This is a genomic window from Sphingobium abikonense NBRC 16140, assembly GCF_001598335.1.
GTDB lineage: Bacteria > Pseudomonadota > Alphaproteobacteria > Sphingomonadales > Sphingomonadaceae > Sphingobium > Sphingobium abikonense.
Genome location: NZ_BCYT01000012.1, coordinates 1 through 14471 on the forward strand (window position 1 = coordinate 1; position 14471 = coordinate 14471).

General features: G+C 63.9%; 11 protein-coding genes. 5 read left to right on the plus strand and 6 right to left on the minus strand.

Annotated elements, in window-relative coordinates; all coding sequences use genetic code 11:
* Nucleotides 1–378 (plus strand): MerR family transcriptional regulator (locus tag SAB01S_RS12875; protein ID WP_245646483.1); only part of this gene is annotated, 378 nt, incomplete at its 5' end.
* Nucleotides 379–404: 26 nt separating this feature from the next.
* On the opposite strand, the gene ruvX is transcribed toward SAB01S_RS12875, so the two are convergent.
* Entirely contained in the window at nucleotides 405–878 is a 474-nt protein-coding gene (gene ruvX / locus SAB01S_RS12880; RefSeq protein ID WP_062733565.1) for a Holliday junction resolvase RuvX, read from the minus strand.
* Nucleotides 879–910: 32 nt separating this feature from the next.
* Entirely contained in the window at nucleotides 911–2029 is a 1119-nt protein-coding gene (locus tag SAB01S_RS12885; protein WP_062733566.1) for a DUF3089 domain-containing protein, read from the minus strand.
* Nucleotides 2030–2156: 127 nt separating this feature from the next.
* Between SAB01S_RS12885 and gatC the strand changes: the two genes are divergently transcribed.
* From gatC to gatB, 3 genes are all read left to right on the plus strand, one after another.
* Complete coding sequence (gene gatC / locus SAB01S_RS12890; protein WP_021225502.1) at nucleotides 2157–2444, plus strand: Asp-tRNA(Asn)/Glu-tRNA(Gln) amidotransferase subunit GatC; 288 nt, start codon at nucleotides 2157–2159, stop codon at nucleotides 2442–2444.
* A 100-nt stretch (nucleotides 2445–2544) separates the two neighbouring features.
* The gene (gene gatA, locus SAB01S_RS12895; RefSeq protein ID WP_062733455.1) at nucleotides 2545–4029 is read left to right on the plus strand and encodes an Asp-tRNA(Asn)/Glu-tRNA(Gln) amidotransferase subunit GatA; all 1485 of its coding nucleotides are present in this window, start codon (nucleotides 2545–2547) and stop codon (nucleotides 4027–4029) included.
* Nucleotides 4030–4126: 97 nt separating this feature from the next.
* Nucleotides 4127–5632, plus strand: a complete 1506-nt coding sequence (gene gatB, locus SAB01S_RS12900) for an Asp-tRNA(Asn)/Glu-tRNA(Gln) amidotransferase subunit GatB (RefSeq protein ID WP_062733457.1) — start codon at nucleotides 4127–4129, stop codon at nucleotides 5630–5632.
* Nucleotides 5633–5848: 216 nt separating this feature from the next.
* Here gatB and SAB01S_RS12905 read toward each other — a convergent pair whose 3' ends face one another.
* The 4 genes from SAB01S_RS12905 to SAB01S_RS12920 form a co-directional block, all read right to left on the minus strand.
* A complete protein-coding gene (locus SAB01S_RS12905) occupies nucleotides 5849–9061 on the minus strand; it encodes an autotransporter outer membrane beta-barrel domain-containing protein (protein WP_062733458.1) in 3213 nt (1070 codons plus the stop codon).
* A gap of 115 nt (nucleotides 9062–9176) precedes the next feature.
* Entirely contained in the window at nucleotides 9177–11612 is a 2436-nt protein-coding gene (locus SAB01S_RS12910; protein ID WP_062733460.1) for a TonB-dependent receptor, read from the minus strand.
* The gene (locus SAB01S_RS12915) at nucleotides 11596–12540 is read right to left on the minus strand and encodes a FecR family protein (protein WP_062733461.1); all 945 of its coding nucleotides are present in this window, start codon (nucleotides 12538–12540) and stop codon (nucleotides 11596–11598) included. The genes SAB01S_RS12910 and SAB01S_RS12915 overlap by 17 nt, the downstream gene beginning before the upstream one ends.
* Nucleotides 12541–12595: 55 nt before the next feature.
* The gene (locus tag SAB01S_RS12920; protein ID WP_062733463.1) at nucleotides 12596–13108 is read right to left on the minus strand and encodes an RNA polymerase sigma factor; all 513 of its coding nucleotides are present in this window, start codon (nucleotides 13106–13108) and stop codon (nucleotides 12596–12598) included.
* Between the two features lie 133 nt (nucleotides 13109–13241).
* On the opposite strand from SAB01S_RS12920, the gene SAB01S_RS12925 reads away from it, so the two are divergent.
* A complete protein-coding gene (locus tag SAB01S_RS12925) occupies nucleotides 13242–14447 on the plus strand; it encodes a serine hydrolase domain-containing protein (protein ID WP_174525653.1) in 1206 nt (401 codons plus the stop codon).
* Nucleotides 14448–14471 lie beyond the last annotated feature (24 nt).

The window sequence follows — 14471 nt, forward strand, 5'->3', positions numbered from 1 at the left end:
CAAACGATTTCCGGGCTCGCTCGATCGGCCGGCGTCAATGTGGAGACGGTCCGCTATTATCAGCGCCGCGGGCTGATCGCGACGCCGCCGCGCGGGAAAGGCGTGCGGCGCTATGGCGCGGAGGATGTGCGGCGGCTGGGCTTCATCCGGTCCGCGCAGGCGGCTGGTTTCACGCTCGATGAAATAGCGGAATTGCTGGAACTGGACGCCGGGCAGGATCGGGCGCGGGCGCGCGAACTGGCCGCCGAACGGATCGCCGCGCTGGACGCCAGGATCAAGGCGTTGCAACAGGCGCGGTCCGCGCTGGAGCGGCTTGCCCGGAAGTGCCATGAAACGGAGGAAGGGCCGTGCCCGATCCTCACGGCCTTCGAAGCATGAGCGAATGGGAGCGGGCCGTAAGACGCCTATTCCAGTCCCGCGACCAGCCCGTCGATCGCACCCTGAAGGATGTAGCTGGCGGCGAGTTTGTCCACCAGCTCGTCGCGGCGCGCGCGGCTGGCGTCGGCTTCCAGCAGGGTGCGGGTGACCGCCTGCGTCGACCAGCGCTCGTCCCAGAGCAGGATGGGTAGGCCAAGGTCGGCGATATTGTGCGCAAAGGCGCGGCTGGCCTGCGCGCGCGGGGAGAAGCTGCCGTCGAGGTTGAGGGGAAGGCCGATGACGACGCCCTTCACCTGCTGCTGGTCGATGAAGGCGGCCAGGCCGATCTTGTCCTTGCCGAATTTGCCGCGCGTAACGGTGTAGGCGGGGCTGGCGATCGTCCAGGCCGCGTCGCAGAGTGCTAGGCCGATGGTCTTGGTGCCGACATCCATGCCGATCAGCCGCCCGCCATGGGGTAAAGCCTGTCGGAAGGCCGCGCGATCTGTCGTCACCACTGTCATGGCGGTGCCTGTGTCACCGATCGCGGCGAATGTCACTCGCCGCGAAAGGCCGCCAGCCTTTTTAGCGCATCCTCCCGCACATTGCCCCAGAACAGGCTATAGTCATAGACGTGGTAATTATTGCCCGGCAGGGTGAAGGGCCCCATGTCGACCGGCTCCCCGATCATTAGCACGCCACTGGTATCGCAGCGCGCCGGCACGATGCCGGGGACCAGCTTGGGCGGCTGGCCTTCTTCGCGAGCGTCGAGCGTCCCCTTGTTCGCGCTGGCCGGCGCCTGGCCGTTGAAGGCGCCGGTAATGGGGTTGGTGCAGAGCATGTGCGTGCCCTTGCGCGGCCGGCCGGTATAGCCGCTCTTGCGCTCAAAGCTGTCGACCACGGCGGAGGGGTCGGCCGGTTCGGCGTAGCTTTGCCAGCTGACGATGCAATGCGCTTGGTCGCGGCGCGCGCAGGCGGGCAGGCCGAGCGCGGGCAGGTCCGCCTCTATCGAAACGGGCCAGCCCACGACATAGGCGGCGACGATCCGGTCCGCGATCGGCTTGCCCGCGACTTGGTTCCGCAGCAATTCCAGTAGGTGACGCGAGCCCTGGCTATGGGCGGCAAGGATCAGCGGGCCTTGCGGGTTGGCTTTGAGGAAAGCCGCAAAGGCCTGGCGCACATCGCCATAGGCGGCCGCCAGCGCCTTGTCGCCTTCCGGTCCCTGCGTCAGGAACGCGCCATAATTGGCCTGGCGATAGCGCGGCGCCCAGATGGCGCCCGCACCGTTGAAGGCGCTGGCCTGGCTGGCGACAAAGCGGCGCGCGGTGGCGTTGGCCTCCGCATTGTCCAGTGCAGCGTTCCAGTGCGCGCTGCCGAAGGTGGTGATGTAGCTGGTGGGATGGATGAAAAAGACCGCCGCCTGGCCCCGTTCCTTGGAAACGGGCGTGCCCGCAGGCGTCCAGAGCGCCGGATTGTCCTTCGCTATGTCCGGTCGCGCGATCCACATCGTCGCGTCGGCATAGGCATCAGCCGGCAGGGGCTTGAGCGGTTCGAAAGGCTCGCGTGGCACCATCACGGCGCGGATCAGCGCATTTCCCCAAAGTGCGTAGACCGCGCTCGCGCCGATCGCCAGCACGACCAACGCCGCGACGACATAGAGGAATTTGCGCGCCACCCTTTTCTCCCCGCCCTTTTGGAACATTGCGCTCCCTTGCCACCTCATGTCTGGCGCAAGGAAGGTACCCGCGCAAGAGGCGCGAAAGCGGCTTGATGGCGGGCGGTGCCGATGGTAGCGGCAACCCATGTCGATAGACCTTCAGACCGTGAAAAAGATCGCCAGCCTGTCGCGCATTTCCGTGACTGATGCCGAGGCGGAGGCTATGGTGCCCGAACTCAACAACATTCTGGGCTGGGTGGAGCAACTGGGCGAGGTGGACGTGACCGGCGTTGAGCCGATGACCGCCGTGATCCCCAATCAGCAGCGCCTGCGCGACGATGTCGTCACCGATGGCGATGTGCGCGACAAGGTGCTGGCCAACGCGCCGCAGGCCGAACATGGCTTTTTCGCGGTGCCCAAGGTGATCGAGTGACCTTCTTTGTCGCCATTCGCCATGAATTGGTCGAAGGGCTGCACTATTCTTCAAGGAAGGACTGGGCTTCGACAGGCTCAGCCCGAACGGGGTTAGAGTTTTGACTGATCTGACTGATCTTACCGTAGCCGACATTCGCGACGGATTCCGCGCCGGCGATTTTTCGGCGCGCGAGGTGGCGGAGGCGTTCAACGCCAATGTCGCCGCGGCCAAGGCGCTCAACGCCTTCATCGTGGAAACGCCGGAAAAAGCGCTGGACGCAGCCGACGCCGCCGACAAGGCGAAGGCCGCCGGCGAAACGCTGGGTCAGCTTGCCGGCGTGCCGATCGGCATGAAGGACCTGTTTTGCACGCAGGGCGTCCAGACGACCGCCGCCAGCCACATGCTGGAAGGCTTCGTCCCAACCTATGAGTCTACCGTGTCCGGCAAGCTGTGGGCGGCGGGCGCGGGAATGCTGGGCAAGCTCAACCTCGACCAGTTCGCCATGGGGTCGTCGAACGAGACCAGCTATTATGGCAATGTCATCTCGCCTTGGCGGCGAGGCGGCGGCGATAATGCGGCGCTGGCGCCCGGCGGCTCCTCGGGCGGCTCCTCCTCGGCCATCGCCGCGCGGCTGTGCCCGGCGGCGACCGGCACCGATACCGGCGGATCGATCCGTCAGCCCGCCGCTTTCACCGGCATCAGCGGGATCAAGCCCACCTATGGCCGCTGCTCGCGCTGGGGCATCGTGGCGTTTGCTTCGTCGCTGGACCAGGCGGGGCCGATGGCGCGGACGGTGCGCGACAACGCCATCCTGCTGGAAGTCATGTCGGGCTTTGACCCCAAGGATTCGACCAGTCTCGACCTTCCCGTCCCGCAGTGGGAAGCGAATTTGTCGAGCGACCTCAAGGGGAAGAAGGTCGGTATTCCCAAGGAATATCGCCCCGAAGGCCTGGACCCGGAAATCTCCGCCTTGTGGGATCGCGGCATCGAATGGCTGAGGGATGCCGGCGCCGAAGTCGTGGACGTGTCGTTGCCGCATACGCAATATGCGCTGCCGACCTATTATATCATCGCGCCAGCCGAAGCCTCTTCCAACCTCGCCCGCTATGATGGCGTGCGCTACGGCCAGCGCGACTTGCCCGATGGGGCGGGCTTGCAGGACATGTATGCCGCGACCCGCGCCGCCGGCTTCGGGCCGGAGGTCAAGCGCCGCATCATGATCGGCACCTATGTGCTGTCGGCGGGCTTCTACGACGCCTATTATACGCAGGCGCAGAAGGTCCGGGCGCTGATCGCCCGTGATTTCGAACTGGCTTTCGAAAAGTGCGACCTGCTTCTGACGCCGACCGCGCCGAGCGCGTCTTTCGCGCTGGGCGAGAAGCAGGCCGATCCGCTGGCCATGTATCTGAACGACGTCTTTACCGTGCCGGCTTCGCTGGCAGGGCTGCCGGCGATGGCGGTGCCGGGCGGGCTGGATTCGGCGGGGTTGCCGATCGGATTGCAGATCATCGGCAAGGCGCTGGACGAGCAAACGGTGCTGAACGCATCGCTGGCGCTGGAAGAACGGGCCGGCTTCACGGCGCGGCCGGACAAGTGGTGGTAAGCAATCATTGTCATGCCAGCGCAGGCTGGCATCTTAGGCGATGTGGCACGACATACGAGAAAGATCCCAGCCTTCGCTGGGATGACGGTGTGAAAAGATGACTGAATCAACCTATCGCATCCAGGGCGCAACCGGTGAATGGGAGGTCGTGATCGGCCTTGAAGTCCATGCGCAGGTGACGTCGAACGCCAAGCTGTTTTCAGGCGCGGCGACGGCGTTCGGCGCGGAGCCCAATACGCAGGTCAGCTTGGTCGACGCGGCCATGCCCGGCATGCTGCCTGTGCCCAATCGCGAATGCATCCGCCAGGCGGTGCGCACCGGCATGGCGATCGACGCGCAGATCAACAAATGGTCGCGCTTCGACCGAAAGAACTATTTCTACGCGGATCTGCCGCAGGGCTATCAGATCAGCCAGCTCTATCACCCGATCGTCGGCGAGGGCGCGATCGACATCGTGCTGGATGAGAAAAACCCCGAAACCAGCACCAAGCGCATCGGCGTCGAGCGCATCCATGTCGAGCAGGATGCTGGCAAGCTGATGCATGATCAGCACCCCACCAGCTCCTATGTCGATCTCAACCGGTCGGGCGTGGCATTGATGGAAATCGTGTCGAAGCCCGATATGCGTTCTCCCGCCGAAGCCGGGGCGTATCTGTCGAAGTTGCGGACGATCCTGCGCTATGTGGGGTCGTGCGACGGCAATATGGACCAGGGCTCGATGCGCGCCGACGTGAACGTCTCCGTGCGCAGACCTGGCGAGCCGTTCGGCACGCGGACCGAAACGAAAAATGTGAACTCCGTCCGCTTCGTCATGGCCGTGGTCGAGCATGAGGCGAGCCGCCAGGTCGACGTGCTGGAGGCCGGTGGCAAAGTGGTGCAGGAAACGCGCCTGTACGACCCGGATCGCAATGAAACGCGCTCGATGCGGTCGAAGGAAGATGCGCACGACTATCGCTACTTCCCCGATCCTGACCTTTTGCCGCTGGAACTGGACGAGGCTTTCCTGAAGGAATGTCGCCAGTCGCTGCCAGAGCTGCCGGACGCCAAGCGGGCGCGCTATGTGAACGATCTGGGCTTGTCCGCCTATAATGCGACGACCCTGACCGCCGACGCCGACACCGCGCGCTGGTTTGAAGCGTTGTTGGCCGAAGGCGCGCGCATCCAGAAGAAGAGCGAGGGCGAAGTCGCCAAGGCGTCGGCCAACTGGCTGCTGTCGGAGCTTTATGGCGCGCTCAATCGTCTGGGCAAGTCGCTGGAAGAAAGTCCGGTCGGGCCGGAGGAGGGCGCTGAACTGCTTGCGCTGGTGGCAGACGGCACGATCAGCGGCACCATTGCCAAGCAGGTGTTCGAGATCATGCTGGAAACGGGCGCGCGCGCGCCAGCCATCGTGGAAGAAAAGGGCCTGAAGCAGACGTCCGACACGGGCGCGATTGAGGCCGCGGTAGCCAAGGTGCTGGCCGACAATGCCGACAAGGTCGCGCAATATAAGGGCGGCAAGGAAGCCCTGTTCGGCTTCTTCGTGGGCCAGACGATGAAGGCGATGCAGGGCAAGGCCAATCCTCAGGTCGTCAACGAAATGGTGAAGAAGGGACTGGCTGGCTAAGTCGATCCGATCATTTAAAGCAATGACAAAAGGGGTGCTTGGTTAAGCGTCCCTTTTTTTATGCCTACGCCGATGGGCAAAGAGAAGGGGCGCCGCCGGGGGACCAGCGACGCCCCTCTTTATGTTCGGCGCCCTTGGGGAGGGATATGTGCCGAAGCGGAAGCGGCGGACCGGGAGGGTCTGTGGGGTGTGGCCCGCCGCTTCAAAGATCAGACGTCACAGGACGAAGTTAACCGTCGCGCGAAATGAGATGGCGACGTGATTTTGTTGTTCCTCCGCGCCGAATTCGCCGCCGACGCGGAAGGTGTCCGTGCCGCCATAGAGACGCGCGCGGCCGGTCCAGCCATTGGTGCGATCTTCCGCCACCAGCGTGAACTGGTCGCCATCCTTGAAATAGGCGGTGGTGTCGCCGAGCGATCCGCCGATGATCTGACGCCGGCCGCCCTCCAGCTCCAGCCGGACCCAGCCGTCGGCAGGGTTCAGACTTCCGAAATCATAGCCGGCCGTGATCGTGCCGTTGGCGGTGGTTTCGTCGCTCGTGCGGCCCAGCACCGTCAGGTTGAAGGCATCGCCGCCACCGGTTTCGGCATAGCCATCTTCCTTGAGCCGGTAATAGTCGATGCCGACTGCCGGACGCAGGCTGAACCGGTTGAACTGCATCTGATAGGAGAGGCCGGCGGTCGCGGAATAGAGATCGCCATCCCATTCTCCGTCGGCGGTGCGCGTCACGTCGCCATTTTCGAAATGGCGGGTGCCCGAGAAGTTGATCTTGGCTGCGGACAGGCGGGCAAAGGCCAGCAGTGGCCCCCATTGGCCGCGCCAGTGCGCCGCCAGTTCATATTGATCGGAATCCACGGCATTGTTCGAACCGCTGGAATCGCTGCCGTGAATATAGGCGAAGGACCCGCCAAATGCGCCCAGATCGGTCAGATATTCGACACCGCCGCCCGCACCCCAGCCATTGATGTCGTAGGACGCCGTGCTGCCCACGCTCTTGGCGCTGCCGAAGGCGACCTGTTGCAGCCAGAAGCCCAGACGGCCGTCCTTGGTGCGGTAGATGCCATTGGGATCCGACAGGATGCGGGCGGTCGCGCGCGATCCCGACGTGACCGCTTCAAAGGTGCCGCCGGCATGGTCGGGCAGCATCTGGCGCAGATTGGCGTTCAGCGTCGTGCCGTCCGCTATGCCAAGATAGGCGTCGGCAATGTCGCTGTCATTGTCGAGCGCGTTGAAGATCGCGTCATAGGCGCGGGCCACCGACCCGCTCAGCCCCAGTTCCGCGACGCTTTTTGCTGCAATCGACAGAGTGACGGTGCCGGCGGACGTATCGCCCGTCACGCTGCCCTTGAAAATATAGGGTAGCAGGGTTTCGGTATCGAGCGCCGGTGCGCCACTGAGCGATCCGGCGCGGACGATGACATAGTCCCCTTCCGATCCGCTGACCTGAGCCAGATTGACCTTCACCTGCGATCCGCTGGCAAAGCTTGCCGCGCCCGCCACGTCGTAGAGCGTGCTGGTTCCTTCCCCTGCATCAATAGTGACGCCGATGGTGGATGTCCCGATGGCGGCCAGGGAATTCAGCGCGATTGTTCCGCCGTTGGTGGCGTTCAACATGCCGCCATTCAGCACCACGTCGATATTGCCGGCGTTACTGATCGCTCCGGACAGGCTGGACGTACCCCCCATTGTCAGCGTGCCGGAACCGTTGCCGAAGTCGACGGCGCCGATGATCGCGGCGGTGTCCGCCAGGGTCAGGTTGGCCGATCCGGTCCCGAAGCTGGTATTGCCGGTCAGCGTGGTGCTGCCGGAAAGCGCCATGCTGTCATCGCCAGCGCCCAGCGCGACATTGCCGGTGATGGTGCCGGCCGACACCATCACGCTGTCATTGCCGGCACCCAGGCGAACGTCACCGATGATGACAGGCGCGCTGGCGTCTTCGTCCGTCCTGCCTTGGGTCAATGTGACGCCGCTGTCATTGGCACTCAGATCAATCGCAATGTTGGAAGCGCCGCCCGAAGCGGAAATCGTTCCGCTGTTGCTGAGAACAGAAACGGTGCCGGAGTTGTCCACTATGGCGATGGCCGTGCCGGCTTCATCGTCTAGCGCTGCTGATGTCACGGTTCCACTGACGATCAACTGTTCGACATTTGCGCCCGCATCAATCACGATGGCACGCGCAGCGGTATTTTCTTCCGACGAGCCCGTCGCACCGATTGCGCCGCTGACTTCGATCGTCCCGGCACTGGCTCCTGACCCCAGCCGGAGGGCCGTGGCGTTGCTGTCATAGGACACCGCCGCGATCGTACCGTCTACCAATATGCCTTTGGCTATGTCGACATTGCCGCCCAGCCCGCCGATGACGAGGCCATTGGCGTCAACGCCGTCATAGATGCCATAGCCGGCTATGGTGCCGTTGACGATCAATCCGTAGCCCGATCCACCTGCGGCCACGGCGCCGATCGTCGTGTCCACATCCGCCGCGCCGACCTGAACCGAAGCGGATGATCCATAGGTCACGATCGAAGCCGACCCTTCGGTGCTGTCGGTCAGGCCGTCATCGTCGATGTCGGTGTCATCTTCATCATCGTCGTCCCCTGCGACCGGCGGCACGTCGAAGATGACGCCACCGCTGACATTGCCGGCGATCACGAGAGCCGATCCGCCCTGAAGCAAATCATCGTCGTCCAGAATATCGGTGTCGCTGGGGCGGGTGGTGTAGCGATAGCCGTTGCTGACGATCGATCCCTGGATCTTGACCGCGCCGTCCACATCGCCCAGCAGCGCCGCGCCGACGCTGTTTTCGCCCGTGGCGCTGATGGCGCCGCGCAAGGTGACGTCACCTGTCACGTCATTGGCGATCACGCCATAGCTGTTGTCGCCCACCACCGTGATCGAGCCGCTGGTCGCCAGGTCGCCGGTGAGCGCGCCATCCAGACGGATGCCGGCCGAATCATTGCCTTCGATGCTGATGGTGCCGCTATGGGTGATGTCGCCGTTATGGCCAGCGCCCGATTGCACCCAGATGCCCTTCTTGTTGCTGCCTTTTGCAAAGGGGCCATCCGTGTCGCCGTCGTCATCATCGTCTTCGGCAGTATAATCCTCTGTCAGCGTGATCGTGCCGCTGTTGGTGATGTCGCCGGTGGTGCCGGGCGCGATCAAAATGCCGGTGACGTTATCCGCGTCGTTGATCGTGATCGTGCCTGCGTTTGAAACGTCGTTATTGCTGTCTACCGTTACCCCGGTGCCGCTGGTCAGCTTGATCGATCCGGCCGACGTGATGGTGATGTCGTCCGCCGATCCGTTGGCCACGGTCGACGTCCTGACAGGCGCGGTGGTCGCTGACGTGATCTGGGTTTCCGCCGCCGCGTCCGCGCCGGCCAGTGCCACCAGAACCGGGGCGATGGCCGTACAGGCCAAAAGATGTCGCATGATGTCTCCTCTGCGTGCCGCGCTGCAGTTGTTGTGAAAGGCGCGCGTGCGCATGGGACGTCGCCGGAGCGGGCTTCCCGTCCGGCGCTGCGATGAATGGATGTTCAGGCTATCGTCAGAAGGCGAAATCAAGCCCCAAGCGCACGGTTCGCGGACGCAGCGGGGTATAATAGTCCGATCGCAGGTCGAAAGGCGTGCCGAGCGAGAAGCGATTGCCATTGCTGTCGAGCAGGTTCGTGATCGACAGCGAATATTGCAGCGGACCGTGCCGAAGGCTGGCGGTCAGGCTGGTGTCGACATAATCGCCCTGCGTCTGACCCAATATAGGCCCGACGCCCAGTCTGGATTTCCCGACATAGCGCGCCGCGCCATTGAGATGCAGGGCCATGTCGCCGTCCAAGACCATCCGATAATCGACTGCCAGACGCCCCCCCAGATTGGCGACATTGGGCAGCGACAGGGATTCGCCGTCAAACGACAATGCGCGGAGGAATTGCGCGGGCCGGCTGAGTTTGCTGTCATTATAGATGAAGCTGCCGTCGAGCGTCAGAGCCGTCAAAGGCCGCAGCACGATCCGGCCTTCCACCGTATAAATCCGGCCATCGCCGATATTGGCGGTCGTCGGCAATCCGATCCGGTCCGTCACGTCTGCCTGGATATCGCGCCAGTCGGTATAGGCGACATTGGCGCTGAGCGCGAGCGGATCGCGACCGGGCATCCCCTTGCGGAATCCCAACTCCACGGTGGACACGCGGTCATTCTGGTAACGGCGCACCCTCTGGTCATCGACGGCAAGGCCGCCGGGCCGAAAACCCTGCTGGAACCGGGCATAGAGCGTGACATCGGGAATGGCGTCCGTCAGCAGCGATGCCGAGGGCAGGAAGATCGTCTCATTGCGATCCGCCTGTGCCTCGGCGCGGGCGAGGTCGGCCGATGACAGGGCGGCAATCGGGTCCAGAGCCTCACCCGACAGCCGGCTGTTGGTCAGCCGACCGCCGACCGTGGCGATCAGCCCCCGGATCGGTTCAAACGACGCTTCACCGAACAGAGTCGCTTCCTTAACCCGATTGCGCACACCGGTCGCGGGCGCAGGCATACCGCGCCCGAACACTGGCACGTTCGGAATAATCTCCGGTAGGACCGGGGCTGTTCCAAAGGACGTCAGTGATCGGTGAATGTCCGACATGCTTTGCAGATAGGACGCGCCCAATATCCAGCCCAGACCATTGTCGAGGTCGCGAACCAGCCGGTTTTCGGTCGAGAAAATGTCGACTTTGTTATCCTGGCGAAACAGCGCCGGTGCGCCGCCGGGCTGGGTGGCGTCATAGCTTTCGGCGAGGTCATGGCGGACAAGCCCGGTGGAGGACACGAAGCGCAGATTGTCCCACTGGCGTTCGATCCGCACATTGGCGAGCAGATAGTCGGAGGAATAGGGCTGGGTGACAGCCGACGCGCCTTTCAGGCGTCCGACCGAGCGGGTCGCATATTGCGCATCATCGCCGGCAATATGTTGATAGACGCCGCTGAGGTCGATGGTCCAATCCTCGTCCGGCGCAAAACGCAGCGCGGCGCGGCCGCCCCATGTCCGCACCCGGTTGACGTCTTCCTTGTCGCGATTGACGTCATCGATATAGCCGCCTTCCTGAACGCCATAGCCGACCAGTCTCAACGCCAGCTTTTCCGCGACAATCGGGACGTTCAATGTCGCCGACAGGTCGCCCCCGGGGTTGCCATGCTGCGTGGCTGACATACCTGCCGACATCTGGCCGCCATATTCGCCCAGATTGGGCGCATTGGGCATGATCCGGATGATGCCGCCCAAGGAACCAGCGCCGTATAATGTGCCTTGCGGCCCTTCCAGCACTTCCACCCGGCCGACATCGTAAAGTTTGAGGTCAGGGTCGGGCGCTGCGTAATTGAGGCGCATGTCGCCAAGATATTGGCCGGTCGTCGCCTGGGTCGGGCCAGCCACGCCGGAATCGGCGATGGCCCGGATGAAGAGCTTGTTGCGGCCATTGCCGGCGTGCGTGGAGCTGAGGCTCGCGATCCGCGCGAGCAGCGTCGCGCTGCCATTGGCGGCTTCAGCGCTGGTGAAGACGCTGCTGTCCAGCGTTTCGACCATCCCGGCATAGCGCGGCAGAGGCGTGTCGCGCTTGGACGCGGTAACGATGATCTCGACCGGATCGGCTTCGGGCGCGGGCAGGGCGGGTATGGCAGGCGCCGCAGGGGGTCGCGAGGGCGCCTGGTTCGGCTTGCGCTCCAGGCGCCATGTGCTGCCGGCAATGCGGCGCGCCCTGACGTTCGTGCCGTCGAGCAGCCGTCTAAATGCCACGTCGAGCGACATATGTCCGTTCAGACCTTTGACCGGTAGCCCGGCCACCGACTGGTCCGACATGCCGATGCTGGCCCCCGTTTGATGGCCGAGCGCAATCGCTGCCTCGCCCAGCCTGCCGGGAGCGATGCTGATCCTGTGTCTCTCCGCCGCCTGTACGGGCGTTGCGGTCGCCGTAATGGCGGCGGCGACGAAAAGGAGGTCAGTCTTGCGGCGCATTCCCTTCCTTGGACGATGCTGGCGTCAGCATCCAACCGCCGTCCTTTGGCACGGCCGAAAGCCCCATCAATGGCGCGGCGCCGGAAAAGAACCGTGCCGGATTTTTGTCCAGCTCGATCGTGCCGGTAAAGCGCATCGCCTGCGCAGAAGCGGTCGTCGTTACGCGAATGCCGAGCGATCGGCCAATATCCTGGCCGATGTCGCGGATGGGCGCGTTGTTGTAGACCAAGCGCCCTTCGCGCCAGCTGGCGACCGCAGCGGGCGCGACATCCATGACCCGAAGGCCCTCCGCATCGTCGGCAAGCGCGCGGCCGGCTGGCAGGGCGATCGCCTCCGCCTGCGGATTGTAGATCACCTTGCCCTCGGACACGCCGATGCGGGTCGCCTTGTCGGTATGGACAATGTTGAATATCGTGCCAGCATCCTCGAAGACAGCATCGCCGACGCTGACGCGGAAGGGATCACTGGCGTCGTGTCGGACGGTGAAGGCAGCCTCGCCCCGGTCCAGCGCGGCGAAACGCGCGTCGTTGCGATCGAGGCGAAGCCGCGTATCGCCGTTGAGATCGATCGTTGTGCCATCGTCAAGCGCGATATGGCGCGTTTCGCCGGGCCGCGTGGCCACGCGGTAGATGTCGGCGCGGTTCATCGTGCCGATCGACACGGTGGCGACCAGGGCAGCAGCGATCGCCCCGCCAGCCGCCCAGCGCCAGACCAGACGGCGCGGCGGCGCTATGTCATTGGCGGGCAGGGGCAGCGTGACCGGATCAGCAGGGATGATGGCGTCCAGTTCCGCGTCCTGGGCCATCAAGGCGTCATAGGCTTGGCCGCGCGCGGGGTCGCCCTCCAGCCAGATGGTGAAGGCCTCCCAGTCGTCAAATCCCGGATCCCGCGTGCGGATCACCCACGCGAGCGCCTCCTCATTCACCATGGCTCCAGCCCTGTTCCTATTATGCCCCTTGATAGGCCTGACGCCGCCGAGCCGCTCATTCCGTATCCAGTTTCTGCTTGAGCGCGATCATCGCACGATAGGCCTTTTGCAGGTCCTTCTCCACCGTGGTCAGACTTACACCCAATTCTTCGGCGATCACCTTCTGCCCGACGCCTTCGATCCGGAAACGACGGAAGACGAGTTCGACCCTTGGCCCCAGTGCGCGCAGAATGCTTCGCGCTTCATCCAGCTGCTGGTTCAGGATCAGCCGATCGTCTACGGGGACGTCATCGCTCGGATCGGCCATGACGCCGCCCGCGCCCCCGGCCCAATCCTGCTCGCGCCGTTCCCGCCGGGTCGAGGACCGATACCGGTCGAGCATCAGATTGTTCGCCATGCGGTAGAGATAGGGCAGCGGGTCGGCCACCGGACCAAGATCTTTGGCCTCCAGCTTCATCCACATATCCTGCAACAGGTCTTCAGCGTCGTCGCCCGCGCCGCGCGCGCGCAAAAAGCGCAGCAGCGCGGCGCGGTGCGTCATGAATATCGCGGAAAGGCCGGTGGCCATGCCTGTTCTGGGTCCAATGCGTGCGATCAGGCCGGATGCCATAGAGGGGGCGACGGGGTGTTGGCAATCGCCAAGCTGTTTACGTTGCCGCAACCGTGCTTTAGCGCCGCAGGTCACGACAAGGCGATGAGGGATGCGGATGCTTGACGGGTTGGACAGGGCGGCAGCGCTAGCAGCGGGCATGGACGCGGACCGGCTGGATGCGCTCGTGACGTTTCTCGATCAACATTATGTCCAGAGCGGCAAGCTGCCCCACATGCAGTTTCTTCTGTCCCGCGATGAGGCACCGCTAATTTCGGTGACGCGCGGCGCGGCGCGGGTCGACGGGACCCCGCTGCATCCCAATGCCCTGTATCGTATCGCGTCGATGACGAAGCCGGTCACGTCGGTCGCCTTCATGATGCTGGTGGAGCAGGGACAGGTGGCACTGGACACGCCTGTCACGCACCTCATCCCCGAATTTGCCGACCTGCGCGTTGGCAATGCATGCGAAAGCCGGCCAGCGCGGGCAATGCAGATGATCGACCTGCTGCGGCATACATCGGGCCTGACCTATGGGTTGCAGCGCCAGACCGCGATCGACGCGCGCTATCGGGAGATGGGGCTGGACGAGTTTCAGCAACAGCGTACCTCGGACCAGTTCATTGCCGATCTTGCGACCTTGCCGCTGGAATTTTCTCCGGGAGAAAGATGGAATTATTCGGTGTCTACGGACGTGCTGGGCGTCGTGATCGAGCGATTGACGGGGACGGACCTGCAAAGCCATTTCGAGCGCGCCATCTTCACGCCGCTGGGCATGGCGGACACCGTCTTTGTGCTGCCGGCAGACAAGGCTGCGCGCATGACCGACGCCTGGCGGCTGGAGGAAAGCGGCCTGCGGGTTCCGGCCGATCTGGGCGCGCGGAGCAATTGGCGACGGAGCGGATGCTTTTTCTCAGGCGGGGGAGGGCTGGTGTCGAGCGTCGCCGACTATCACCGGTTCGCACGCATGTTGCTGCGCGGCGGCGAACTCGATGGCCAGCGCCTGTTGTCGGAGGAGACGGTCGCGGCGATGCGCACCAACCAATTGCCCGGCGGCAGCGATCTGGCAGGCATGTCCAGCGCGATGTTCAGCGAAGCAGACTATCAGGGTGTGGGCTTTGGCCTGGGCTTCGCCATGGGGCTGGCAAAAGGCGAATATTACTGGGGTGGTGTGTTTTCGACCTATTTCTGGATCGACCCTGTGGAACGGCTGATCGGGATATTCATGACCCAGCTTCTGCCGTCCAGCGCCTATCCCGTGCGGGCGCAAATGCGCGCGGCCGTGTCAGAAGCGATCGTCCGGTCACGGCGCGACTGACGGATCGAAAGATCGCGCGACAAG